Annotated in this window: 22 protein-coding genes and 1 pseudogene; 13 read left to right on the top strand and 10 right to left on the bottom strand. The window is 63.0% G+C overall.

Going from position 1 to position 25,377, the window contains the following annotated elements; translation table 11 throughout:
• Nucleotides 1-15: 15 nt before the first annotated feature.
• The 7 genes and pseudogenes from QZ609_RS00160 (at nt 16) to QZ609_RS00135 (ending at nt 6,136) form a co-directional block, all read left to right on the top strand.
• Nucleotides 16-1,683 carry a hypothetical protein gene (locus tag QZ609_RS00160; RefSeq protein WP_295489380.1) on the top strand — a complete coding sequence of 556 codons (1,668 nt, stop codon included), beginning with the start codon at nt 16-18 and terminating at the stop codon, nt 1,681-1,683.
• Complete coding sequence (locus tag QZ609_RS00155; RefSeq protein WP_295489378.1) at nt 1,680-2,693, top strand: T6SS immunity protein Tli4 family protein; 1,014 nt, start codon at nt 1,680-1,682, stop codon at nt 2,691-2,693. Before QZ609_RS00160 ends, QZ609_RS00155 begins: the two co-directional genes overlap by 4 nt.
• 184 nt (nt 2,694-2,877) lie before the next feature.
• A complete protein-coding gene (locus QZ609_RS00150) occupies nt 2,878-3,798 on the top strand; it encodes a T6SS immunity protein Tli4 family protein (protein WP_295489376.1) in 921 nt (306 codons plus the stop codon).
• A gap of 96 nt (nt 3,799-3,894) precedes the next feature.
• A pseudogene (locus QZ609_RS26715) lies at nt 3,895-4,191 on the top strand (hypothetical protein); the annotation flags it as partial.
• Nucleotides 4,192-4,254: 63 nt separating this feature from the next.
• Nucleotides 4,255-4,896 carry a T6SS immunity protein Tli4 family protein gene (locus tag QZ609_RS00145; RefSeq protein WP_365900648.1) on the top strand — a complete coding sequence of 214 codons (642 nt, stop codon included), beginning with the start codon at nt 4,255-4,257 and terminating at the stop codon, nt 4,894-4,896.
• A 150-nt stretch (nt 4,897-5,046) separates the two neighbouring features.
• Nucleotides 5,047-5,328, top strand: a complete 282-nt coding sequence (locus tag QZ609_RS00140; RefSeq protein ID WP_295489373.1) for a hypothetical protein — start codon at nt 5,047-5,049, stop codon at nt 5,326-5,328.
• A 79-nt stretch (nt 5,329-5,407) separates the two neighbouring features.
• Complete coding sequence (locus tag QZ609_RS00135; protein ID WP_295489642.1) at nt 5,408-6,136, top strand: hypothetical protein; 729 nt, start codon at nt 5,408-5,410, stop codon at nt 6,134-6,136.
• Between the two features lie 27 nt (nt 6,137-6,163).
• On the opposite strand, the gene QZ609_RS00130 is transcribed toward QZ609_RS00135, so the two are convergent.
• Both QZ609_RS00130 and QZ609_RS00125 read right to left on the bottom strand, forming a co-directional pair.
• A complete protein-coding gene (locus tag QZ609_RS00130; RefSeq protein ID WP_295489369.1) occupies nt 6,164-7,366 on the bottom strand; it encodes a pyridoxal phosphate-dependent aminotransferase in 1,203 nt (400 codons plus the stop codon).
• 115 nt (nt 7,367-7,481) lie between these two features.
• Entirely contained in the window at nt 7,482-8,369 is an 888-nt protein-coding gene (locus QZ609_RS00125) for a LysR family transcriptional regulator (RefSeq protein ID WP_295489367.1), read from the bottom strand.
• Nucleotides 8,370-8,528: 159 nt separating this feature from the next.
• On the opposite strand from QZ609_RS00125, the gene argC reads away from it, so the two are divergent.
• Both argC and QZ609_RS00115 read left to right on the top strand, forming a co-directional pair.
• A complete protein-coding gene (argC, locus tag QZ609_RS00120; RefSeq protein WP_295489365.1) occupies nt 8,529-9,464 on the top strand; it encodes an N-acetyl-gamma-glutamyl-phosphate reductase in 936 nt (311 codons plus the stop codon).
• A gap of 174 nt (nt 9,465-9,638) precedes the next feature.
• Nucleotides 9,639-9,980 (top strand): hypothetical protein, encoded by a 342-nt coding sequence (locus QZ609_RS00115; protein WP_295489362.1) that lies wholly within the window; start codon nt 9,639-9,641, stop codon nt 9,978-9,980.
• Nucleotides 9,981-10,082: 102 nt separating this feature from the next.
• Here QZ609_RS00115 and QZ609_RS00110 read toward each other — a convergent pair whose 3' ends face one another.
• Genes QZ609_RS00110 through QZ609_RS00100 form a run of 3 tightly spaced genes read right to left on the bottom strand, consistent with a single transcriptional unit; the run spans nt 10,083 to nt 14,943 of the window.
• Nucleotides 10,083-10,787, bottom strand: a complete 705-nt coding sequence (locus QZ609_RS00110; RefSeq protein WP_295489359.1) for a TetR/AcrR family transcriptional regulator — start codon at nt 10,785-10,787, stop codon at nt 10,083-10,085.
• A gap of 6 nt (nt 10,788-10,793) precedes the next feature.
• On the bottom strand, nt 10,794-13,274 hold the full coding sequence (locus QZ609_RS00105) for an alpha/beta hydrolase fold domain-containing protein (protein ID WP_295489357.1): 2,481 nt from the start codon (nt 13,272-13,274) through the stop codon (nt 10,794-10,796).
• On the bottom strand, nt 13,261-14,943 hold the full coding sequence (locus QZ609_RS00100) for a choline dehydrogenase (RefSeq protein ID WP_295489354.1): 1,683 nt from the start codon (nt 14,941-14,943) through the stop codon (nt 13,261-13,263). The genes QZ609_RS00105 and QZ609_RS00100 overlap by 14 nt, the downstream gene beginning before the upstream one ends.
• Before the next feature lie 250 nt (nt 14,944-15,193).
• On the opposite strand from QZ609_RS00100, the gene QZ609_RS00095 reads away from it, so the two are divergent.
• Nucleotides 15,194-16,240, top strand: a complete 1,047-nt coding sequence (locus tag QZ609_RS00095; RefSeq protein ID WP_295489351.1) for an AraC family transcriptional regulator — start codon at nt 15,194-15,196, stop codon at nt 16,238-16,240.
• Between the two features lie 253 nt (nt 16,241-16,493).
• Here QZ609_RS00095 and QZ609_RS00090 read toward each other — a convergent pair whose 3' ends face one another.
• Complete coding sequence (locus QZ609_RS00090; RefSeq protein WP_295489349.1) at nt 16,494-18,824, bottom strand: FdhF/YdeP family oxidoreductase; 2,331 nt, start codon at nt 18,822-18,824, stop codon at nt 16,494-16,496.
• Between the two features lie 304 nt (nt 18,825-19,128).
• Between QZ609_RS00090 and QZ609_RS00085 the strand changes: the two genes are divergently transcribed.
• Nucleotides 19,129-19,413 (top strand): ArsR family transcriptional regulator, encoded by a 285-nt coding sequence (locus QZ609_RS00085; protein ID WP_295489347.1) that lies wholly within the window; start codon nt 19,129-19,131, stop codon nt 19,411-19,413.
• Nucleotides 19,414-19,418: 5 nt separating this feature from the next.
• Here QZ609_RS00085 and QZ609_RS00080 read toward each other — a convergent pair whose 3' ends face one another.
• From QZ609_RS00080 to fdhD, 4 genes are all read right to left on the bottom strand, one after another.
• The gene (locus tag QZ609_RS00080) at nt 19,419-19,676 is read right to left on the bottom strand and encodes a MoaD/ThiS family protein (RefSeq protein WP_295489344.1); all 258 of its coding nucleotides are present in this window, start codon (nt 19,674-19,676) and stop codon (nt 19,419-19,421) included.
• Nucleotides 19,677-19,717: 41 nt separating this feature from the next.
• Nucleotides 19,718-20,287 (bottom strand): molybdenum cofactor biosynthesis protein MoaE, encoded by a 570-nt coding sequence (locus tag QZ609_RS00075; protein ID WP_295489341.1) that lies wholly within the window; start codon nt 20,285-20,287, stop codon nt 19,718-19,720.
• A gap of 46 nt (nt 20,288-20,333) precedes the next feature.
• The gene (gene moaA / locus QZ609_RS00070) at nt 20,334-21,401 is read right to left on the bottom strand and encodes a GTP 3',8-cyclase MoaA (protein WP_295489640.1); all 1,068 of its coding nucleotides are present in this window, start codon (nt 21,399-21,401) and stop codon (nt 20,334-20,336) included.
• 234 nt (nt 21,402-21,635) lie between these two features.
• Entirely contained in the window at nt 21,636-22,484 is an 849-nt protein-coding gene (fdhD, locus tag QZ609_RS00065) for a formate dehydrogenase accessory sulfurtransferase FdhD (protein ID WP_295489638.1), read from the bottom strand.
• 474 nt (nt 22,485-22,958) lie between these two features.
• Between fdhD and QZ609_RS00060 the strand changes: the two genes are divergently transcribed.
• Both QZ609_RS00060 and cydB read left to right on the top strand, forming a co-directional pair.
• A complete protein-coding gene (locus QZ609_RS00060; RefSeq protein WP_295489338.1) occupies nt 22,959-24,350 on the top strand; it encodes a cytochrome ubiquinol oxidase subunit I in 1,392 nt (463 codons plus the stop codon).
• A 4-nt stretch (nt 24,351-24,354) separates the two neighbouring features.
• On the top strand, nt 24,355-25,365 hold the full coding sequence (gene cydB / locus QZ609_RS00055) for a cytochrome d ubiquinol oxidase subunit II (protein WP_295489333.1): 1,011 nt from the start codon (nt 24,355-24,357) through the stop codon (nt 25,363-25,365).
• Nucleotides 25,366-25,377: the final 12 nt, after the last annotated feature.

Genomic DNA, 25,377 nt, shown 5'->3' with positions numbered 1-25,377 from the left:
GAGAACGACGCACTGATGAGCAGCGAAGAACCTAACCAGTCCAACGAAGAAGTTGTCATCGGCAAGACGCGTGATCTGGACGGGAAGCCGATCTATGAGACGCAGCTGACGCCAACCGACGATACACGCTGCAAGGTGCTTGAGACCAAATTGCCGGCGGTGATTCCGATCGTCTTCATCCCGGGCATCATGGGGAGCAACCTTAAGAACAAGAAGACTAACGACCCTGTCTGGCGGCCGCCTAATAAGAGCCTGAACCTGGCAGACATTCTTGGTGTTGTTACCGCGCTGGTGAGCTGGGGTTTTAAGGGGCCGGCGGAACGACAGGAGATACTGAAAGCGAAAGACCTGACCGTGGATGATGGCGGCTCCATCGATACGGGCAAATCGGGCCTGCATAAGGAAACAGCTCGCAAGCGTGGGTGGGGCAGTGCAATGCGGACCTCGTATAACCCCGTGATGGCGCTTCTTCAAGCGCGTACGGACCACATTGTGGCCGGGTGCAAATTGCAGCCATGGTGGGCCGAAGAAGCCTTGCGCGCGCCAGCTGATTTTGGCGAGGAAACCGGCAAGCCAACAGCGCTGACCGAGACGGAACTGACCAAAGCGGCTCGCTACGACTACGAAGTCTGGTGTGCCGGCTACAACTGGCTGCAGTCGAACCTCCAATCTGCCGAAGACATCAAGCAGTACATCGAGAACACTGTGCTGCGGCACTATAAGGAGCAAAAGCCGCCGGTGCCAGCGGATAAGGTCATCTTGGTCACCCATTCCATGGGTGGGCTGGTCGCCCGCGCGCTGACTAAGCTCCTCAATTACGAGAATGTCTTGGGCGTGGTGCATGGCGTGCAGCCCGCAACAGGGGCGCCAGCTATCTACCACCACATGCGCTCAGGGTATGAAGGAGTCGAAAAGCTGGTGCTGGGAGCCAACGCCGGAGAGGTGACGGCGGTGGTTGCCAACTCGGCGGGAGCCTTGGAGCTTTGCCCGACGTTTGACCACCGTGGTGGGAAGCCATGGTTGTTTCTGCAGGACGAGGGCGGCAATGTCGTGAGGGATGAGGCTGGTCAGGATTGTGCTTATCCGCGCAATGGCAATCCTTATGAGGAAATCTATAAGAACCCAGCATGGTATGGGTTGGTGCCGGAACAGAATACAGGGTTGTTGGATTTGTCTGGTGACAAAACCAAGGGAATGGGTGACTCGCGGAGCGAATTTTACGAGCGAATCGGAAAGGTCGAGGATTTTCATCGTGATGTTTCGGGTAAGTATCATTTGAACACCTACGCGCACTATGGGGCCGATGGTTCAAAGAGCATGCATAGTTGGCAAGATATTGTCTGGCGAGGGGATATTTCAAAATTTTCTCAATCAGCTTCGCCGGCAAAAGACGACGGAAGGGGTAGTTACCGCAATCGAGCGATGCGCAATGGTCCCGCACTAACACCAGTTACTGGCAGGGGGGATGGAACAGTATCCGTCTTCTCAGGTGAAGCTCCTCGCGACGCTGGGGTCAAGGCAAGTTTTCGGCAGGGGGCGGATGGCAAGGGGGAGGCAAACATGGGCCACAAGGGCTACGATCACCAAGGCAGCTACAACGACGCGCGCGCGCAGTGGGCAACGCTGTATGGCATCATGAAAGTTGCCCAATTGGCCGACTGGCACCCCAACGACCAATCATGAATCACCGCTCATTTCTTCTTGCTCTCACAATTTTCTCAGTTTCGCTGTTTGCCGCTAGCGGCACTGCACAGACAACGTCCAGGAAAAATTCGATGGATAAGACTGGTTGGAAAACCTATTGCTTTGGACGCTATCTGGTCGATCTGCCTCAGGAGGCCAAGGTTCGTTCCGCATACAAGATCTGGGGTATAGAGATCGAGAATATGCCGGCCGAAAATGCGACAACGCTTAAGGCGCTAGTTGATAAGCGTGAGGCAGATCTGAAGGTGGGCAAGCATGAATCCGGTGAGAGTATGTTTGTTCGTCGTGTTGATCATAAAAATGGCTCTGTGATCTTGTTTTCATGGAATAGTCCTCGTCGAAAGTACATGATGAACGAGGAGTCTTATCTGGTAACAAATAATCCATGGCGTGCTTATAAGTATATCGGCGAAATTTCAGCTAACAAACAAGATCATGCAGTCTCACTCATTAGTGCGCTAGCAGCCAATATTCGAGCGCGAGATGACAGTGAGATCCCCGCGGGTCCCGGATTCTGCATTGATGAGGGATTAATCACAGGTAGCGAATATCAATCGGAGCGATTCGAAGTTGGCATCACGTTGCCGCAGCATCCCAACGCCTTGATTACTATTCGAGCGAATACAGGAGCGGAGCATGACCGGCTGTTGGAGCGCGTCGATAAGTTCTTTGCGACGGCCGTCGTTGGCTCTCTTGCGGGTCTGAAGGTGCTTCGCAAGCAGGAGCGCGATGTCGGTCCTATTCAGGCGGAGGAGTACGCCACCGCTGCAAGTGGAAACGGGCAGCGCGTGTATGCGTTCGCATGGGAATCTCAAGGAAAGGACACGTCCCTTTCCGAGCAGAATGTTGCCGCCGCGCTGAAAGTGTTGGAGCAGCCCGTGGTCACAGAGCACACGCCCTATCGCCCCGCATTCAAATCAGACGATGAGGCGTTGCAACTATGGGATGCGATCATCGATTCGATTCGGCTGCGTCCGGGGGCTGTGTAGTTTTCGCGCCTAAGTGACTTATCTTTGATAGATAAGCGAGGAGCACCTTTCGGAGAGAAGTAGTCGTGCTTCATCACACCAGCAGGGCCATTTGACTAGGATGATTCGACGACGTTTGCTACTCGCGCTCACCGCCTGCCTAGCAGCTGCGGGCTGCGCGCTTACCACGCCGAAGATAGAGCCGATGGACAAGACAGGATGGACGACGTATTGCTTTGGACGTTATCTTGTGGATTTGCCGCCGCAGGCCAAGATCAATGGATCCTACAAGATGTGGGGTCGTGGTATTGAGTACGTTCCTGGGGCGGATCTAAGTACACTCAATACGGAAGTCAATAAACGACAGGCAGAGTTGACTGCGAGTCGGCATGAGAAGCTAGGCAGCAGTATGTTTGTGCGTCGTCAGGAGCTTAAAGGTGGTTCGGTCAGCATCGTTTCATGGAAAGCTCCATACAGTAAGGAAATGATGTGGATGGACTCCTATTTTGTAACCAAGGGTCCGATGCGTGTTTTTCGCTACTCCATTGACGTTGATCCGGAGAAACTGGACCTAGCCTTATCCCTTTCAGGGTCTCTCGCCGCCAACATCCGCTCGCGAGACGATAGTGAGATTCCGACCGGTCCAGGATTCTGCATCGACAAGGCATTTGTCGCTGGTAGCGAGTACCGTTCGGAGGGATTCAAGGTTGGCATCACGTTGCCACAGCATCCCAATGCTTTGATCACACTTGCCGCGAGCACTGGAGCGGAGCAAGACCGGCTGTTGGAGCGTGTGGACAAGTTCTTCGCGACCGCTGTTGTTGGATCTGTGACAGGTCTGAAAGTCCTTCGCAAGCGAGAGCGAAATGTCGGCCCCATTCCGGCAGAGGAATACGCCACGGCCGCTAGCGGCAAGGGGCAACGCGTGTACGCGTTCGCATGGGAGTCACAGGGCAAGGACGAATCTCTGTCCGAGCAGAATATTGCCGCCGCGCTGAAGGTGTTGGAGCAGCCCGTGGTCACAAAGCACACCCCGTACCGTCCTGCGTTTCAGTCTGATGATGAAGCGCTGCGATTGTGGGACGCGATTATCGACTCGATCCGGCTGCGGCCGGGGGCGGTGTAGTTTTCGTGCATGAGTGATTTTATTGGATAGACAGGCGAGCAACCTTTGGCGATAGGTAGTCGTGTTTCATGACATCAGCAGGACCATTTGACTAGGATGACTCGACTACGTTTGTTACCTCTGTTTTCCGTCTGCGCGGTGGCAGCGGGCTGCGCGCTTATCACGCCAAAAATCGAGCCGATGGACAAGACAGGCTGGAAGACGTATTGCTTTGGAAGATATCTCGTAGACCTCCCGCCGCAAGCAAAGGTAAATGCAATGTACAAGGTCCGAGGGAATAAGATTCAGCCCATGCCCGGTGAAGTGCCTTCAACGTTGAAATCGAGGGTTGACAGGCGCGAAGCAGAACTAAGGGGGGCGAAGCATGAGACGCAGGGCTCTATGTTTGTTCGCCGAGTTCCTTTAGTCAACGGATCAGAAATATTATTTTCATGGTCTTTACCTTATAGTGAAGTCATGCTGCAAAGTGATGTCTATTTGGTTGCGGATAAATCAGACGACGTGTTCCAGTATGGTGGTGATGTCTCTCCAGATAGAGTAGAGATCGCGCTTCGACACGCCACTGGTCTTGCCGATAACATTCGTTCGCGCAGCGACGACGAGATTCCGAGCGGCCCCGGATTCTGCATCGACAAGGGATTCATCGCAGGTAGCGAATACCGTTCCGAAAGGTTCGAGGTTGGCGTTACATTGCCCGAGCATCCCAATGCCTTTATCAACATCGACGCAAGCACCGGGGCGGAGCAAGACCGGCTGCTGGAGCGCGTGGACAGGTTTCTTCTACTGGCCGTAGGTCAACGCCTGACGGGGCTGGATGTGCTTCGGAAGAGGGAGCGCGATGTCGGCCCTATCCAAGCGGAAGAGTACGCAACGGCCGCCAGCGGCAACGGGCAGCGCGTGTACGCGTTTGCGTGGGAGTCGCAGGGCAAGAACAAGTCGTTGTCGGAGCAGAACATTTCTGCTGACCTGCACGTGCTGGAACAGTCCGTGGTCACCGAGCGCACCCCCTACCTCCCAGCGTTTCAGTCGGATGAGGAGGCGCTGCAACTGTGGGATGCGATTATCGAGTCGATCCGGCTGCGGCCGGGGGCCGTGTAGCGGCCGATGAGACGAGCAGGACGATCTAGCTCAATCTCGCCCATACCTTGATCAGCAACGTGCGCCTTGACCCTGCTGGCCATCGCGGAACTGTGCTTTCTCCTGTTTGGTCGAGGCTTCTAAATCAATCAATCTCTCTCGGGTGAACTGATGCAATACAAACTCGCTGTAACGCTGTTGGCTACGGTTTGGGCAACGACGGGCCTGTGCGCGGAACGCGGTCTGCCGTCTCAAACCGCAGCGAACACCACTCATCTGTCCGCCAAGAACACACATTCTGGCAAGGCTAAGGGCAAACGCAAGTCGACGGCCAGGGCTTCCCGGTTGAGCAGGGAGGGCATGGTTGCCCGCGATCCCGATGCGGACGTGTTGGCGCAGGTGCTCGCCTCTGACAAGAGGAACCCGCTCTGGAGCGGTCGCCCGAGTCAGTAATCGTTGATAGGTTGATATAGGCACGGTGCTTCATCCAGCAGAAAGTTCAGGCATCGTGAGCATTCACAGGGGTAAGGACATGGCGCTTAGGGGGTGGGTGCGAAACACACTGGCGGCGGCCGTGTTCGGTCTGGCGACAACCGCATGGGCAACCGCCGCCACCCCAACCCCCGCCCCTGGCCAATACACCTACACCGAAGGCGGCAACGGCCACGGCACCCTGACCATCAAGGGCACCAGCTTCACCCTCACCACCATCGGCGGAAACTGCCACACCTGCGCCCTGGAGGGCACGATCGAGGGCGGCGTCGGCGTGGCGAAAGACAGCAACGGGGCGTGCCGCATCACCATGTCCGGCACCGGCAGTATGCTCACACTGGATTCAACCGGCACAGTCGATGCTTGCCGCGACTTCTGCGGCGCACGTGCCGGATTCGACGGCGAATACCTCCGCCCGCCCGCCGCCTGCACGGACCGCCAACGCGCGGCACGCATCGAGCAATCGCACAAGCAATACGCCGCCAAGGACTACGACGTCGCCCGCACGACGCTCACGTCGTTGCTCTCCGAATGCGGCACCTTCATGGATTGGATCGAGCGCGACAAGGCCAAGAGCGATCTCGCGTTGACGGAATACCACCGAGGCGACAGCGCGCAATGCCTGGCCGTGCTGTCCGACACGGTTGCCGTGCGCGCGCAGAAGTCCAATTTCAACTTCATGCCGCCGTGCGATGCAGAAAACTATGCGCCGACGGGCAAGGCCATTCTGCACAACCAGGCGTTATGCCAGGCGCCGGCCAAGCGTTGAGCACGTAGGCCGGCGATAGCCGGCGCGCTACGCGATAGTGGAGCCACGCGACAGGAACGCGCGCAGCCGCTCCACGCCCGCATCCAGCCGCGCCGTGTCGCACGCATAGCACCACCGCACAAAGCCTTCGCCCTCATCGCCAAACGCGCTGCCGGGCGCAAGCCCGAGCCTCGCCTCGCGCACGAGTTGCTTGCACAGCGCCAGGCTGTCTTCCGCCCCCGGCACGCGAAAGAACACATACATCGCCCCTTCCGGCGTATGCACGTCCACGCCGGGCACCGCAGACAGCGCCCCGACCAGATGATCGCGCGCCGCACGCAGCCGTGCGGTCTCGCTGCGGATGAAGCCCTCCCCATCGCGCACCGCCACCACGCCGGCTTCCTGCACGAAGGACGGCGCGCACGACGTGTTGTATTCGATCAGCTTGCTCAGGTCATCGGTGAGGGTGGTGGGCAGCACCATCCAGCCCAGCCGCCATCCTGTTATCAGCCACGACTTGGAGAACGAGTTGACGCAGATGACGCGCTCGTCGCGCTCGGCGATATCGAGGAATGAGGGGGCGGTGGGGCGGTCGCCGTAGTACAGGCGCTCGTAGACCTCATCGGCGAGGAGCCAGATGCCGTGCCGTCGGCAGTGGGCGAGCACGGCTTGTTGTGCCTCGCGCGGCATCACCCAGCCGGTCGGGTTGCTGGGGGAATTGATGGTCAGCAGCCGCGTGCCGGGCGTGAGGGCGGCGAGCAGTTTGTCGACGTCGAGCGTCCAGCCATGCGCACCGTAGTCGAGCGAGACGGTTTCGACGTGGGCACCGAGGATCTTCGGAATCTCCACCACGTTCGGCCACAGCGGCGTGACGGCGACGGCGCGATCACCGGGGCCCACCACCAGCTGCGCGGCCAGCATCAGCGCGTTGACGCCGGCGCTGGTGACGGCCACGTGGTCCATCGACGCGGCGCCGTGCAGCCGGCTCACATAGTCGGCCAGCGCGCTGCGCAGCGGCGCAATGCCCAGGTTGTGCGTATAGAACGTCGCGCCGCGCGACAGCGCTTGTGCCGCAGCTTCGCGGATGAAGTCGGGCGTGACGCGGTCCGATTCGCCAAACCAGAATGGCAGCACGTCGGGCAGGCCGAAGCCGGCGTTGGCCACCTCGCGGATGCGGGAGGCGCGCAGCCCGCGGATGGCGTCACGGGCGGCAATGGGGCGGTTCGATTCGGGCGGAAGGCTGGCGTTCATGCGGCGTTCAATCCTTCTAGATCGGCGGGGAGGGCGGATACGTTCATGCGCAGCGGCATTGAGATCCCATCATAAGGCAGGGATTCAGCCGCCGCTGACGGACGACGCGCCATCGCTAGCCTTGCTTGAGAGCCCACAGCGCATCCAGCACGTGCTGCGTGGCGGGCTCGGGCGTGCCGGTGCGATGCGCGATTCCAAGCGGGCGCCACAGCGCCGGCCGCAGCGGCAGCATGGCGATGCGTGGGTCGGGTGGCGGCGCCATGCCGCCCTCGTGCGGCAGCAGCGTGGCGCCATAGCCCGCGGCCACCAGGCTCTTGATCGCATCGTTGTAGTTGAGGTGGATGCGTGCGCGCGGCTGCTTGCCCGCCGCCGCAAACCACTCCGCGCTCAGCCGTGACAACCGCGTGCTCGCGTCGTTGAGGATCAGCGGTTGCGCGGCCAGCCACTCCGGTGTCACGCGTTTGGGCGCGGGCCAGTGCGCAGGTACGAAGGCCATCACCGGGTCGCGCCGCCACGCGCGTATGACCAGGCCTTCCGCTGCCGTTTGCGGCAGGGCTACCAGGCCGACATCCAGCGTGCCGCCCACCAGGCGCGCCAGCGTCTCCTGTGAAGTCAGCACCGCCACCTGCACATCGATGCCGGGGTGCGTTCGCCCAAGAGTCTCGAGCGCCTGCGGCAGCAGGTGCGCGATCGCCCCGGTGGAGGCGCCCAGCCTGACGCGCCCCTCCAGCCCCTGCACCTGCCGCTGCACGTCGTCGAGCGCCTGTTCGGCATCGGTCAGCAGGCGGCGCGCGCGGGCCACCAGCGTCTCGCCCACGCCGGATGGGCGTACCTGCCCGCGTCGGCGTAGCAGCAATGGCGCACCAATACGCTGCTCCAGCTCGGCGATATGCAGGCTCACCGTGGGCGGCGCCAGGTGCAGCGCTTGCGCGGCGGCAGCAAAGGAGCCGAGGTCGGCGATGGTGACCAGGGTACGCAGGCGGTCCAGGCTCAGTTCACGCATGGCGGCATACAGTCCGGTGGTGGAGACTCAGTTCAGGAAAACTGAATCCTAGGTTTGCGAAAACAAACTTTTCTAATTCCAACGCTGCAGCGATCATGGGCCATCGCGCCACCGGTGTCTACGTGGATCGGCGCCCACAACGAGGCAGGAGCCCGCCCCATGCACACGACCCCCTTGATCTTCATCGACGGTGACCAAGGCACGACCGGCCTGCAGATCCACGAACGCCTGCACGGCCGCACCGACCTGCGCCTGCTCACGCTGCCAGAAGCCGAGCGCAAGGACGCCCGTCGCCGCGCGGAAGCCATCAACGCCTGCGACGTCGCGCTGCTGTGCCTGCCCGATGCTGCGGCGCGCGAAGCCGTGGCCGCCATCGTCAACCCGGCGGTGCGGGTGATCGACGCCAGCTCCGCGCATCGGACCGATGCGCAGTGGGTCTACGGGCTTCCCGAGATGGACGCTGCGCAGGCACGGCGCATCGCCGGGGCGCGGCGCGTGACCAATCCGGGGTGCTATCCGACCGGGGCGATTGCGCTGCTGCGGCCGTTGGTGATGGCGGGGCTGGTGCCAGCGGACTACCCGCTGGCCATCCACGCCATCTCCGGCTATTCCGGCGGCGGTCGCGCCAAGGTGCAGGAATACGAGGGCGAAGAGGCAGATGCTCCGGCACTCCAGGTCTACGGCCTGCGCCTGATGCACAAGCACACGCCGGAGATCGCGTTGCATGCCGGATTGGCCGCACGCCCTGTCTTTGTCCCCGCCTACGGGGCCTTCCGCCAGGGCATCGTGCTGACGATTGCGCTGCAGTTGCAGCACCTGCCTGCGGGCGCCACCGCTGCCGGGCTGCACGCCTGTCTGCAGCAGCACTATGCGCAGGCCCGCCATGTGCGTGTGATGTCGATGGCTGAAGCCGAATCACTTGAGGTGCTGGACCCTCAGGCGCTCAACGGCACCAACGATCTGTGCCTGGGGGTGTTCGCCAACGCCTCGCACGGCCAGGTGCTGTTGAGTGCTGTGTTCGACAACCTCGGCAAGGGGGCATCGGGCGCGGCTGTGCAGAATCTGGATCTGATGTTGGGAAGCAATGCGGTCTGACGCGGCAGGCGCCGCGCTTTGCCCGGCTTGGCACGCTGCTGCCATCGCCCGCCCGTCCACCATGCTCTGGGTCTATACATAAGGGAAGTACAAAGACGCGCGGCGAGAGTACAGCAGGGCACGCGCAAAGCGGGCGGAGCCAGGTATCCACAACTGCACTCTGGTGGTGTCCACATGACGTCCCATGACGGTCCGCCAAAATGGCGCCGCTTCTACATCCTGGATGAGAAGAACCGGCCGGTACAAGTCTCCGACAGCGATGCGTGGTCGCGCTGGATGGAGGAGAACGACCCGGTATTCCGCCGCACGCTGCTGGAGCAGTCCGGCGGTGTGGTGACGACCCGTTTCCGGGGCGTGTCGGAAGCCGCGCCGACGGACACACCCTTGTTCATCACACGCGTGACGGGGCTGGCCGCTCGGGACAATGCAAGCTATGGCGCGCAGACACTCGAAGCGGCGTTGGAGCAGCATGAGCAGATCGTGCAGAAGCTGCTCGGCAAGCTTTCTGGACGGTAACGACTACAAGCAATGCTTCGATCATGTGGCCGATCGAGCGCGATTGTGGCCGCCCGATCGGTGTGCTGCTCGACCTGCAAGGTATGGCGTTGCCGTCCTGCGCTAGTGTCTTGTTCCGTACGCGTTGTCAGATGGATTCCAAAGGGTTTCGTCCAGCGTTGTCTCCAGAAACGGATGCAGCAGGGCGAGTACCTGGTCGCGTGCGCCTTGAAAGGAGCGGGTCATGATGTCCCGCTCGTTGAACTGCCTGGCATTGTGCAGGAACTGGAATGACAGCCAGTACGTCGCCACGATGACTGCGCAGCGACAGGCACTGTCCAATTGAGCCAGCCGTTGCTCGCTTTGATGCTCGGGCTGGTCTGCGCAGATGGCAGCTTTCAGGGATTGCGCACTCAGGTTGATCAGCTCCCGGAACCCGTGCTCGAGCAAACGGCTGGATGCAATCAAGCCGTTCATGTCCCGATAGAGAAACCGATATTCCCAGGCGCAATCAAGAAACTTGAGTATGCGTTCGGACAATCGCTCCCCAGACAGCGGGCGCTCTGGGCGTGTGCTCAGCTGCGCCTGCATCTCGCGTTTGAAGCGAGCGAAGAGGTGCGCCACGATCGCTTCCTTGCCACGAAAGTAATAGTAGAGATGGCCCGGACTCATCTCGAGTCCGGCGCACAGGCTGGTTGTTGTGACGTGCGCCACGCCGACCTCGTTGAACGCCTTCAAGGCGTAGGCCACGATCCGCTCGCGTGCCTGGCTGGCTTGGTCTGCGGAAATCAGTCCGCCGCGCCGAGGTTTCAGGGTGATGTGCCCCATGCGCGTTCATCCGAGCGGCGGCACGCTGGCACGTCCCACGCTCGCCCCGCTGGCTACACGCTCGCGGGCAAACTCCGCGAGTGTGCGCAGCGCCTCCACCGCCGAGCGGAGATAGAACGACTGCAGGTGAAACACATGCCAGCGTGCGGCGTGGATTTCAATGCGGCATGGCACGCCGCAGTCAGCCGCGTGGTCGGCCAGCCGGGTGGCATCGGACCGCAGCACTTCGTGTTCACCCACCTGGATCAGCATGGGCGGAAGGCCGCGCAGATCCGCCTCGAGCGGTGCATGCTCTGCTTCGGTCGGCGCCTGGTACCAGCGCAACCCTTGTTCGAGCCAACCCCGACGGATCATCGGATCCTGGGTGCGCTGAGACACCAGCGTGTCACCGCGCAGCGTGGCATCGGTCACGGGCGAGATCAGCAGCAGGCCGGCCGGCGCCGTATCGCCACGCTCGCGCAGCGCAAGTGCCAGTGCCAAGGCCAGTGCGCCACCGGCCGAATCGCCTGCGACGACGATCTTCTCTGCCGCGTAGCCTTGGCCGCGCAGCGCGTCGTAGCACGCCAGTGCATCGTGGAGCGCGGCAGGGTACGGGTGCTCTGGCGCCAGCCGATAGTCGGGCGCGCTGACTGACATGCCGGACTCCACCGCCAGGCGGGTCGTGATGCTGCGGTGTGTGCCGGAGCTGCCCAGGCAAAAGGCACCGCCGTGCAGGTAGAGCATGGCGCCGCCCGTCTCGCCGTGCTTGGGTGCCACCACTTCAACGCGTACGTTGTTGACTGAGGTGCGATAGCGGATCACCCCGCCGACGCCCGGCATGAGCGGGGAGAGCAGGCGCACGATGCCCCGCTGGATGGCGATGCCGAACGGCGGACCGATGAGCGAGCGAAAACCTGCTCGCAGGAAGTTGCGCAGGAACCATGCATTGGCCGCTTCCCACCACCCATGGGGTTCTGCCACCGCCACGCCACCGGCCAGACCCACCGGCCCCGGCAGCGTGCGCGTCAGGCGGTATGCCTGCAGGCTCGAGAACCGCGTCAGCCAGCGGTAGGTCAACGTGAAGCCCGGCCAGTTGGTGCTGTTGTGCCCGCTCGCATCCACGTACCAGCTCTTGCAACCGCTCCAGACCGATTGGGCCAGACGCTGCTGGATATGCGCGTTGAAGCGCCGGTAGCGGCGTGCATCCGTTTCGATGCGGGTCGCATGCGCCGCTGTCATCGCCTTGCAGCAGCGGATGACATGGGCGATCTGGCTCTCCAGCATGTAGACGATGGAGTTGTGGCCAAGATTCGTGTTGGGGCCGTAGAGCATGAAGAAGTTGGGGAAGCCCGGCACGGTCAGGCCGAGGTAGGCCTGCGCCCCGCGCCGCCACGCATCGTTCAGGTCCAGCCCCGCGCGTCCGGTGATGCGCATGGGCGTGAGGAATTCGGTGGCGGCAAAGCCCGTGCCGTAGATGATCGCGTCGACCGGATGATGCGTGCCGTCCACCGTCTCGATGCCGCCCGGGGTCACGCGGTGGATGCCCTCGGTCACCAGGCGGACATTGGGCTTGCTCATGGCCGCAAGGTACTCGCTTGAGAGCAGGATGCGCTTGCAGCCGATCGGGTAATCGGGCGTGAGCTTGGCGCGCAGCGCGGCATCCGGCACCTGTTTCGAGAGCAGCCGCCGGAAGGGCACGCCCACCGCCAACTGCATGAGCCCCTTGAAGCGCGTGAACGCCAACGCGCGGGACTCGTAGCGTGTGTAGATCATGGCGCGATGCAGCTTCATCGTCCATGGCAGCCACCGGAACAAGGCCTTCTCCCAAGGCCGATAAGCGCGGTCCGGGCGGGGCATGAGGTAGGCGGGCGAGCGCTGGAATACCGTGAGTTGCCCAACGGCATCGGCAATGGCCGGCACGAACTGGATGGCCGAAGCCCCCGTGCCCACCACCGCCACGCGCTTGCCGGATAGCGCATAGCCGTGGTCCCAGTGCGCGGAGTGGAAGGTGTGGCCCTTGAAGGTCTCCATGCCGGGCAAGTTCGGGAAAGCGGGGCGGCTCAACTGTCCGGTGCCGCTGATGAGCAGCGCGGCGCTGAGCGTTGTCCCATCCGCGAGCGTGACGCGCCAGACCGAATGCGGTTCGTCGTACTGTGCGTGCGCGACTTCGGCGCCAAATCGGATGTGCGGCGCCAGGGCGTATTTGCGCGCGCAATGCCGCAGATAGGCGTGGATCTCCGCTTGGGGCGCGAAGGTGCGCGACCAGTTCGGGTTGGGTTCGAAGGAAAAGGAATACAGATGCGAAGGCACGTCGCAGGCCGCGCCCGGATAGCTGTTGTCGCGCCAGACGCCGCCAACGTCCTGTGCCCGCTCGAGGATGACGAAGTCATGCAGCCCGGCTTGCTTGAAGGCCACGGCCATGCCGATGCCAGCAAAGCCCGAGCCGATGATGATGGCCGCGTGCGGTGTTACCGCGTCCGTGCGGCGGTCGGGGTTAGCTGAATGCATGGCTGGCTTCCTCAGAGGCGTCGGCGTGAACGTGTGTGGGCATCGAGACCGCTTCGCGTGGCGCCGGCTGAACCCGGCTGCGGCCTCGCATCAGATCGACGGCCTTCTCGGCAATCATGATCGTCGGCGCGTTGGTGTTGCCGCCGATGAGCGTTGGCATGACGGAAGCGTCGACGATGCGCAGTCCCTCCACACCCCGCACGCGCAATTGCGGGTCCACCACGGCGTGCGGGTCGGTTCCCATCCGGCAGGTGCCGACCGGGTGGTAGACGGTGTCGGTGCGCTGCCGCAGGACCGCGCGAATCTCGTCGTCGGTCCGCACGTTGGCGGTGAACACATCCTTCGTGATCCATTCGGCCAGCGCCGGCGCTTGCATCAGCCTGCGTGTCAGCGTGAAGCCGGCCACCATGTCTTCGAGATCCTGCGGGTCCTGGAAGAACGCGGGGTCGATCAGCGGCGCATCGTGGGGGTGCTTGCTCTGCAGGGTCACGGACCCGCGGCTGCGTGGGCGCAACAGGCAGACGTGACACGACAGCCCATGCCCCAGATGAAAGCGCCGCGCATGGTCGTCCACCAGCGCGACGACAAAATGGAGCTGGATATCGGGCATCGCGAGATCAGCGCGCGTCTTGAGAAAGCCGCCGCCTTCCGCAAAATTGGACGTGAGCGCACCGCGCCTTTCCTGCCGGAAACGTCGGATGGCTTGCAACATGCGCGCCCCGCCCCCGATCGACACGCCTATCGTGTCGAGGCTGCGTGCGCGATAGCCGAAGATGAAGTCGGGATGGTCTTGCAGGTTCTTGCCCACCCCGGGCAGGTGCACGCGTGTCTGAATGCCGAGGCGCTCCAGATCTTGGGCGGGGCCGACGCCGGAGAGCATCAGCAGCTGGGGCGTCTGGAATGCGCCGGCCGCCAGCACCACTTCACGGCGTGCCCGGATGGTGCGCAGGCGGCCGCCTTGCAGCACTTCAACGCCCACGGCCCGTGTGCCCTCGAACAGGATGCGCTGCACCTGGGCATGCGTCTCGACGCTCAGGTTGTCGCGCCGTCCGAGGTGCGGCAGCAGGTATGCACGTGCCGCGCTCCACCGCTCGCCGTGTTTTTGCGTCACCTGGTAGATGCCGACGCCTTCCTGTTCCGCCCCGTTGAAGTCATCCGTCACCGGCAGCCCGGCCTGATGTGCGGCCGCCAGGTAGCGCGCCTGGAAAGGGTTGTCGGAGCGCAGGTCGCTGACCCAAAGCGGGCCGCCCTGGCCATGCCATGCGTTGTCGAGCCGCTCGTTGTGCTCGCTGAGCCGGAAATACGGCAACACGTCCTCGTAAGACCAGCCGATGTTGCCGCGCGCGGCCCAGTCGTCGTAGTCATTGCGATGCCCGCGGATGTAGACCATCGCGTTGATCGCCGATGAGCCTCCCAAGGCCTTGCCGCGCGGCTGGTATCCCTTGCGCCCGCCCAGTCCCGGCTGGGGCACCGTCTCGAATGCCCAGTTGTTGAGCCGGGTCGGCAGCATCGCGACGGCGCCGGTCGGGATACGGATGACGGCGTCAGTCCCTTTGCCGCCTGCCTCCAGCACGCAGACCGTCACCGCCGGGTCTTCGGTGAGTCGACCCGCCACGACGCAGCCGGCGGAGCCGCCGCCCACAACGACGTAGTCGAAGATGTTGCCCATGTTGTTGTCTCCGATATGGTTTTTTAGGCCGAGCGCTGCGAGCCGACAGTCACTGGGCGATCCGACGCGCGTGGCGGGCGCGGCAGGCTCGCGAAGCACTGTGTCTTCGCTTGAGCCTGCATTGCAACGCCGCCGGGGCGGCGCTTCGGACGGGGTCGATGTTGCTGCCGGCGTGGGAAAACACCAATGGCGCGACGGGACAGTTGTTTTAGTATTTGGGCCAAATGGATGCTTCCAAGGGTTTCTCCGTATGCGTTTCTGGGAGTTCACTCGGAGTCCGGCCAGCGCGCGTTTGCTGGTCGATTTTGGCCAGGAGCGCGGGCTTGCTCCGGCCAAGCTGCTGGCCGGCACGCAGCTGTCACTCGCCCAGCTGTCCGACCCGAATGTGGAGTTGACGGCCGCACAGGAGCTGCGCGTTACCGGCAACCTGCTGCGTCTGTTGAAGCATCCGGCGGGGCTTGGGTTGGAGCTGGGGGTGCGCTACCACTTTTCGGCATATGGGGTGTGGGGCTATGGCCTGATCAGCAGCGCCACGGCAGGCGATGCCATGGCATTGGCCTTACGGTTCCTGCCGCTCACCTACGCCTTTACCGTCATCACGTATCACGAAGAAGAGCATCTCGGCGTGCTGAGCTTCGGCGAGCCGGAGCTGGCCGATGACGTGAAGCGGTTTGTCGTGGAGCGCGACATGGCCGCCGCTGCGGTCCTGCTGCATGAAATCGGGGGGGATGACTTCGCGCTGTCCCGTTTCACGCTCAGGGCCAGCCGCCCGCCATCGGCGCATGGGCTTGCCCAGGTGGGCTGGAAGCTCTTCGGTGTGGAGCCGGAATGTTCGGCGCGTCTGAACAGTCTCGCCTTTGACCGATCGTTTCTGCGCCGGCCACTGCCGCAGGCCAATCCCATCACGGCGTCGATGTGCGAGCAGATGTGCAGCCGGCTCATCGAGGAGCGGCGCGTCCGCCTGGGCACGGCGGCGATGATCCGCCATTACTTGAGCGCCGCACCGGGCACCACGCTCCCCACGCTGGGCAACATGGCACGCCTGATGAACACCAGTGAACGCACCCTGAAGCGCCGGCTGCACGATGAAGGCACCACCTTCCGAGCGTTGTTGGCCGAATCACGTAGTGCGATGGCCGAGACGCTGCTCAGGGAAAGCGGGCTGGCGCTCGGAGAGATCGCAGAGCGGCTTGGCTTTGCTGATTTGTCCACCTTCTCACAGGCTTTCAAGCGCTGGTACGGGGTGGCGCCCAGCGCGTTCCGCAGCCGGGCCTTGCATACGGAAGAGACGGAGTGAGTTGGTGGTGAAAGCGCAACCGGTCTTGTCGAGCAGCGCTATCAGGATGGCAGGCGCCAATACGTGCGATTCGATCTGGCTGGCGAGCACGTCGTAGCCACGCTTCCCTGTTGGTCGCCTTTGCGCCCCGATTGATTGGGCCCAGCTGTCAGTCATTCGGCTCCCGATCCGTTGCCTGGTTTGGCGACGACTGCCAGAGGCTGGGGTACTGGAAGTCCGCCCACGAGCCGCATGGCCGCTCGTCACAAGCAACTCAGAACGCCGGCAACGCGGCGGGCTCGATTGACGCGTGCAACAGCACTGGAATCGACTTGGAGGTCGGCGTGTTGCAGACATCGCCCACGCTTGACAATGGCACGAGCGGATTCGTCTCCGGGTAATACGCACCGATGCAGCCGCGGGGGATGTCGTACTCGACCAGGCGGAAATAATTCGCACGACGCTCGATTCCGTCGCCCCATACGGTGGTCATGTCCACCCAGTCGCCATTCTTGAACCCGAGCATCGCGATATCCGCCGGGTTGATGAAGATGACGCGGCGCATCCCGAACACGCCTCGATAGCGGTCATCGAGCGCATACACCGTCGTGTTGTACTGGTCGTGCGACCGGGTCGTCATCAGCGTCATGAGGCGCTCACCGTGGATCTTCCTGGCGCGGACGATGGGCGTGTCGCCCTGGACCGCGTGCACAATGAAGTTCGCGCGGCCGGTGGGCGTCTGCCAATCGCGCTCGCGCGATGCGACGCGCAGATGAAAGCCACCCGGATGCCGGATCCGCTCGTTGTAGCGCTCGAAGCCATCGAGTACCTGCTCGATCGCGTCGCGGATCTTGGCATAGTCGCGTGCGTAGCCGAGCCAGTCGACTTTCGCATTGCCCAGCGTGGTATCCGCGATGTTGGCGATGATCGCCGTCTCCGACATCAGGTTGGGTGAGGCGGGCTGGTTCATCCCGTATGAGATGTGCACCATGCTCATGGAGTCTTCCACAGTCACGCCTTGCGCGACACCGTTCTGCTCGTCGATCTCGGTGCGGCCGAGCGTGGGCAGGATCAGCGCATCGGCGCCGTGGACGAGGTGGCTGCGGTTGAGCTTGGTGGCGATGTGGACGGTCAGCGCGCACGAGCGCAGCGCGTCGAAGGTGCGGTGCGTATCGGGCGTCGCCATCGCGAAATTGCCACCCAGGCCCATCAAGACTGTCACGCGGCCTTCGATCATCTGTTCGATGGTTTCGACAACGTCGAGGCCGTGTTCGCGCGGCGGGTTGAAGTGGAACACGGTCCCCAGGCGATCGAGGAAGGCGGGCGTCGGTTGCTCCTCGATGCCCACGGTGCGGTTGCCTTGTACGTTCGAGTGGCCGCGCACCGGACAGAGGCCTGCGCCTTCACGGCCGATGTTCCCGCGCATCATCAGCAGGTTCGTCAGCATGTGGACAGTCTGCACCGAGTGCTTGTGCTGCGTGATGCCCATGCCCCAGGTTGCGATGACCCGCTTGCCGTTGGTGTAGATCCGGGCGAGTCCTTCGATGTCTTCACGCGCAACGCCGGATTCCGACTCCAGCAGCGGCCAGCTCTCGTTACGCAGGTCTTCCGAAAACGCCTCGAAGCCGAGCGTATTTTCGCGAATGAATTCCAGGTCGAGCAGCCGCTCGGTGCCCTTGGCGACCGCTTGATCGTCCAGTTCGATCAGGTGCTTGGCCACACCCTTGATCAGGGCGAAGTCACCGCCCAGCTTCGGCTGGATGAACGTCGATGCGATCTTGGTGCTGCCCATCGTCAGCATCTCGATCGGATGCTGCGGGCTGGCGAAGCGTTCGAGCCCGCGCTCGCGCAGCGGGTTGACCGAAACGATGGTGGCGCCGCGGCGCGAGGCCTCGCGCAACTCGCCGAGCATACGCGGGTGGTTGGTCGCGGGGTTCTGGCCGAAGATGATGATGGTGTCGGCGGCCTCGAAATCGTCGAGCGTGACCGTCCCCTTGCCGATGCCGACCACGGTCGGCAGGCCACGGCTGGTTGCCTCGTGGCACATGTTCGAGCAGTCAGGGAAGTTGTTGGTGCCGAACATTCGGACGAACAGCTGATACAGGAACGCGGCCTCATTGCTGGCCCGCCCCGACGTATAGAACGCCGCCTGGTTGGGCGATTCCAGCTGGTTCAGGTGCCTTGCGATCAGCGCAAAGGCGTCTTTCCAGGCAATCGGCTGGTAGCGGTCGGTTTGCGCGTCGTACACCATCGGGTCGGTCAGTCGGCCGTGCTGTTCGAGTTCGTAGTCGGTTTGCTTCATCAGATCTTCGACGGTATGCGCCGCGAAGAATGCCGGGGTGACGCGCTTGGTGGTGGCCTCGGCCGCGACGGCCTTCACGCCGTTCTCGCAGAACTCGAAGGTCGAGGCATGCTGTCGGTCGGGCCAGGCGCAGCCGGGGCAGTCGAAGCCGTCCGGCTGGTTCTGCCGGAACAGCATGCGGTAGTTGCCGCCGTTGACCCGTTCCTTGATCAGGTTGATCGCCACGTACTTGAGGGCGCCCCAGCCTGCGGCCGGGTGGTGATAGGGCTCGATCTTTCCCTTCGGTTCCTTGCTGCTATCCATGACCTGGACTCCACTTTCACTACGCGTCGCGCGGTCCCGGGCGTTGGGGCCCGTCTCGCGACTGGTTCGTTGGTGGAGAGAGTAAAAGCACAGCGCGCACGTAAGGCATACACATCCCATGGTGTTGCGGGAGCACAGTTGGGGTGGCGTCTCCCATACGGGTGCAGTACAGCGGAGCGCCTGGCGTTGCAGTACAGCGCGCGGCTGCATGACGAGGGCGCTCAGAGCAACGCAGCGGCACTAGAATCGTTGCGGAAAGCGTAGCCGCGGAGGAATGGCGAAAATGAACGAAGCACCGTCAGTCATGACCGATGACGACACGGTCGATCCGGCCATCACGGCGGTTCTCGAACAGCTGTGGGTGGCCTGCCAGGAGCGCCCTGGCAAGCCCTGGTCATTGGCCAAGCTGGCCAAGCGTGCGCGGCTGCCGATGAGCGCGCTACTGCGGTCGCTCACCCTCCTGAAAGCGGCGCGCCTGGTTGACTGCGACGTCGATGACGAAGGGCGTGGGGATGCCCGCCTGACTGAACAGGGGCGGGCGCTCTGCGCAGCCGTGACGGCGCCGATGTACGGGGCGGACCAAGGATAGCCGGATCAGCCGCCCGTCACCGGTGGGAAGAATGCGATTTCACAGTCCTCGTGCACAACGAATGCACCGTCTACCGTCTCAAGGTTGACGGCGGCCCGCACCGGCCGGCCCACGCGCAACGCTTCGGCCGTTTGTACGTTTCTGGCGGCGAGCTGTGCACGCAGCGCATTCACGGTCAGTTCGGGTGCGTCGATGTCCACGAGTTCCTGCGCAGTGCCCAGGTGTTCACGAAGACTGGCGAAGTACTTGATGGTGAGTTTCATAGAGGCTTCCGTTGGCGGTAATGACGCGGGCGGGCAGAGCATCATCCCCATCGCTGCATCGCATGCAGGTCGCCAGTTTTGGCATTCACCCATTCGGACGCACCGTCGCGGCGGATTTCCTTTTTCCAGAAGGGGGCATGGGTCTTCAGGAAGTCCATCAGGAATTCGCACGCGTCGAACGCTGCCACCCGATGCGGTGCTGCCACCGCAACCAGAACCACCGGATTGCCGAGCGCGACGCGGCCGATCCGATGGACGATCTTCACGGCTTCGAGTTGCCAGCGCGCGGCCGCCTCTTCGATGAGGCTCCAGAGCGATTGTTCGGTCATGCCCGGGTAGTGCTCGATCTCGAGTGCGATGACGTCGTCAATGTCGCCGCTATGGCGCACGACACCCAGGAAGTTCACCACCGCACCGACCTTCGGGTTGCGCATGATGGGTTCGACCTCGGACTGGACGTCGATCGGATCTGATTGCACACGCACCTCGAAGCCGGCGGCAATCGTCAGTTGGTGACCGGTCGGTCGGATGGCGCTGTCGGCGGTGAGCCCGGCCCCGGTATCGGCTGCGTCGTCGAGCGGGGTTACGGGTGGAGCGGGAGGCAAAGGCATCGCTGTTCTCCAGAGAGCGGTTCGCTTCGCACGGGCCTGGCGGGCATCAGCCACCGACCAGCGACATGCGGACCGTGGGGTAGGTTCTTCCTGCCTTCTGCTTGTGATGCAGGGCGCGAAGCTCTGAGTAGCGGTCATCCCGGCGGGTCCAGCGGGTGCGCACCGCCTCGGCCAGTTGCTCGATGGAGGCGTTCTCGGCCAGCCAGGGCCGCAGGTCCGTGCCCTGCGTGGCGAACAGGCAGGTGTAGAGCTGTCCATCGGCGGAGACGCGCGCACGCGAGCAGGTGCCGCAGAACGGCTGCGACACGCTTGCGATGAACCCGACCTCGCCGCCAGCGTCCAGATGGCGGTAGTTGACCGCCGTGCCGGCGGGTTCCTCACCTGCGACGGGAAGCAGCGGGAAGACCGACTCAACGATCTCCCGCACCTGGCGCGCCGTGAGCACCTTATCGCTGGACCAGGCGCTGGCGCCGCCGACATCCATGTATTCGATGAACCGGACCGCCACGCCGGTGCCTTTGAACCGGCGGACAAGCGGCAGGATCTGGCTCTCATTGACGCCCCGCTCGACGACCGTATTGATTTTGACGGGGGCGAGCCCCACCGCGCAGGCGGCTTCGATCCCGTCTAGCACGCGCGATACGGGGACGTCTGCGTCGCTCATGCGCCGGAATACCGCATCGTCCACTGCATCCAGGCTCACCGTCACGCGGTCGAGTCCCGCATCGCGCAGCGAACGCGCCTTGGCGGCGAGCAGCGAGCCGTTTGTCGTGAGCGCGATCTCCATGGGTTGGCCGCGATGGGTCGTCAGCTTGGCGAGTTGTTCGATCAGCGATTCGAGCCCGCGCCTTAGGAGCGGCTCGCCGCCGGTGATGCGGATCTTCTCGACGCCAAGCAACGCGAATGCCTTGGCGAGTTTGACCATCTGGTCGAACGACAGTCGCTGTGCCGACGGCATGAACGCATAGCGGCTATCGAAGATCTCGCGCGGCATGCAGTACGTACAGCGGAAATTGCACCGGTCGATGACCGACAGCCGCAGATCGCGCAGCGGACGATTGCGCCGGTCCAGCGTGTTTGCGTCAGCACCGGCCGAAACGCGGCGGTGCGTCACTAGGTCTGAGGAGATGGCACGGTCAACGGCGTTCACGATCGGTCCGAGGGTCTGCGAAAGAGAAGACGGGGGCGGGCCGTTGGCAGTCCGCTTTCATGGCGAGGGGGCGCACACAGGTGGCCTGCCGAACGGCCCATGGGCAGCATAGGGTGCTGGCGCCACCTGCAGGAACACAGTCGGTGCCGGATCGGAGGGGTACAGTTGGCTGATTGCCTCGGTGAATCGAATTCGGCATCACTGCGAACCTGCGACGCCCATTGCCGGCGCGCTCGGCGATCCGTACTCGACGAAGCCGCTACCGCGACAGAAGCCGAGCAGCCGTATCCCGGCCTGGCACGCGATGTCGATGGCCAGGGATGTGGGTGCGGAGATGGTGGCAATCATCTGGATCTGCACGCGCGCCGCCTTGCGGACCAGCTCGTAACTGGCGCGGCTGGACAGGAACACGAAGCCCCTGCGGGTATCCGCCTTCTGGCGGGCGAGCTGCCCGATCAGCTTGTCGAGCGCGTTGTGCCGCCCCACGTCTTCGAACACCTCTGCGATCTCGCCCTCGCGGGTACACCATGCCGCGGCATGGATGCCGCCGGTTTCGCGCATCAGCACCTGGTGTGCGGGCAGCTCGCGGGCCGCGCGCTCCACGGCTTCGGCGCTGATGTCGTCCGCCGCGCCGGCGTATTGGATACGCGCGGGATGCAGGTCGAGCAGCTCGATGCTCTCGACGCCACACACCCCGCAGCCGCTGCGCCCGGCCAGCGCGCGACGCTTTCCCTTGAGCGCCATGAATGCCTGTTGGGAAACGGTCAACTGCACCTCGGCGCTTCCGGCTGCGTAGACCGTTTCGATATCGAACACGTCCGATGCGCAATCGACAATGCCCTCGCTCAGCGCGAAGCCCAGCGCAAACACATCGAGGTCGATCGGGGTGGCCATCATCACCGCATGCGAGATGCCGTTGAAGACCAGTGCAACCGGCAGCTCCTCGACAACGCGATCGGCTGTCTGGCTGGTATCGCCATGCCGGCGGCGCAGGACATTGCAGGTGACGCTGCCGGAATGATCGGCGGGGGCGGGGCATTGCAGCATGCGTTCTCTCTCGGCGGTCCAATGGTGCAGCAGCACCGAAGGCAGCGGCACCACGACCGGCCCGCTCAGGTGCGTGACCTGAAGGCTAGGCGATTCTCGGCGAGCTCTGTGTGTACACATCGTCGTGCATATGTAGAGCACAGTCCTGGGCGAAAGCGCGGGCCAAGCGCGCTTCATCTCTGGGCGTACAGAGCACAGTTGTGACGGCACCAGATACGCGTCCGCGCTTTTGATGCACACATCAGGAACGTCAGGCAGAGCACAGTTCGCGCACGTCGACATTCCATTGCAAGCCGCATCTCGATCGCGCTACCGTGCCTGCACGTTCCAGCGATCGCACCAACGCGGTCATCGAGTGATTTACCTGCTCAAGGAGCGTTCCCACTTTGCTTGATCAGGCACGCAATCATCACGCTGGTGTACGAGGCGCGCGCTTGATGCCGAAGTCGTTTGTCAACACGAGCCAGTGAAATCATGGAAATCTTCGACGCACTCCATCTTGCAAGGTTGCAGTTTGCGTTCACGGTGTCTTTCCACATCGTCTTTCCCGCCATCAGCATCGGCATGGCCAGCTTCCTGGCCGTGCTCGAATGGCGCTGGTTGCTGACAGGAGATCAGGCCTACAAGGACATGTTCCTGTTCTGGTCGAAGATCTTCGCGATCGGCTTCGGCATGGGCGTGGTGTCGGGCGTGGTGATGGCCTATGAGTTTGGTACCAACTGGAGCGGCTTCTCCCAGGTGGCCGGCAACATCACCGGGCCGCTGCTGCACTACGAGGTGCTGACGGCGTTCTTCCTGGAAGCCGGCTTTCTCGGCATCGTGCTGTTCGGCTGGCAGCGCGTCAGCCCGCGCGCGCACTTCTTCGCCACGCTGATGGTGGCGCTGGGCACGTTGATCTCTACATTCTGGATCCTGGCGTCGAACAGCTTCATGCAGACGCCGCAGGGGTTCGCCATCGAGAACGGCCGCATCGTTCCGGTCGACTGGCTGAAGATTGTCTTCAACCCGTCGTTTCCGTACCGCCTCGCGCATATGACGATCGCCGCTTTTATCGTGGCGGGCTTCATGGTGGCCGCATGCGGTGCGTGGCACCTGTTGCGCGGCCGGCGTGACGAGCCCGTCAAGCGCAGTTTCTCCATGGCGCTGTGGCTGTTGCTGCTGCTCGCGCCGGTCCAGATCTTCATTGGCGACGCGCACGGCCTGAACACGCGCGAGTACCAGCCGGCCAAGATCGCGGCGATCGAAGGCCTGTGGGAAAGCGAGAAGGGCGGCACGTCGCTCAACCTGTTCGGCCTGCCCGACATGGAAGCCGAAGTGACGCGCTACGCAGTGCAGGTGCCGCACCTGGGCAGCCTGATCCTGACGCACAGCTGGGATGGGGAAATTCGAGGCCTGAAGGAGTTCCCTGCCAAAGACCGGCCGTACTCGCCGATCGTGTTCTGGTCGTTCCGGATCATGGCGGGCCTCGGCATGCTGATGCTGTTGACAGCGCTGCTGGGTGTGCTGCTGAGAAAGGGCGGCCGCCTCTACGAGACCCGCTGGTATCAGTGGTTCGTGCTGTGCATGGGGCCGTCCGGGCTGGTGGCCTTGCTGGCCGGATGGGTCACCACCGAAGTTGGCCGCCAGCCCTGGACGGTCTACGGCGTGCTGCGTACCGAAGATTCCGTCTCGCCGGTCAGCGCGCAGCTCGCCGGGGTCTCGCTGCTGATCTTCGTCATCGTGTACTTCGTGGTGTTCGGGATGGGGGTCTATTACATGATGAAGCTGATGCGGCGAGGGCCGGTTGCCCATGCCGGCAATCACGTTGAGTCGTTCAAACACCCCGAATTGCACAATCGCGCCCTGGATGCGCTGGAACGGGAGTAAGGCCATGCACATCGATCTTCCTGTCATCTGGGCCGCGATCATCGGGCTCGGCGTGTTTCTCTACGTGATGCTCGATGGCTTCGATCTCGGCATCGGCCTGTTGTTTCCGTTCTTCGAGTCCAAGGGCGACCGGCAGGTGATGATGAATACGGTGGCGCCGGTCTGGGACGGCAACGAGACCTTTCTCGTGCTGGGCGGCGCCGGGTTGTACGGGGCATTTCCGGTGGTCTACTCGACACTGCTGCCGGCCAACTACCTGCCGCTGATCCTGATGGTGGTTGGGCTGATCTTCCGTGGTGCCGCATTCGAGTTGCGGGCCAAGGCCGTGCGGACGCAGAACCTCTGGGATCTCGCTTTCATCTGCGGCTCCGCCCTGGCGGCGTTCTGCCAGGGCATCGTGCTGGGGTCGCTGCTGCAAGGCATCAAGATTGCCGACGGCCGGTTCGTCGGCGGCGCATTCGACTGGCTATCACCGTTCAGCGTGTTCTGCGGTCTCGGGGTGATGTTCACCTATGCCACGCTCGGCTGCGGCTGGCTCATCATGAAGACGGACGGCGACCTGCAGCGCGAGATGCGCCTGCTGATGAAGCCGCTGGTGGGCGTTCTGCTCGGCATCATCGCCGTCGTCAGCCTCTGGACGGTGATCGGCCTGCCTGCCGTGGCGCATCGCTGGTTCGGCAGCGGCAACCTCGGCTGGTTCCTGCCGGTGCCGATCCTGGTGGTGGCCTGTGTCTGGGGCATCTTCCGCACGGTCCGGATGGAGCACCACGCCACACCGTTCCTCCTCACGCTTGCGCTGTGCTTCCTGGGCTTCAGCGGGCTGGTCATCAGCATCTGGCCGAACATCGTCCCGCCTTCGCTGACGATCTGGCAGGCATCGTCAAGCCATTCGAGCCAGCTCTTTGCGTTGGTCGGCACCGTCATCATTCTGCCGATCATCCTGGTCTACAACGCCATGCAGTACCGCGTATTCCGCGGCAAGGTGCGCGAAGGCGACCCCGGCTATCACCATTGACAACCACGACCG

This window comes from uncultured Ralstonia sp. (assembly GCA_913056305.1).
GTDB lineage: Bacteria > Pseudomonadota > Gammaproteobacteria > Burkholderiales > Burkholderiaceae > Ralstonia.
The sequence above is the reverse complement of the archived record's forward strand: the minus strand, read 5'-3'. Positions and strand labels throughout refer to the sequence as shown.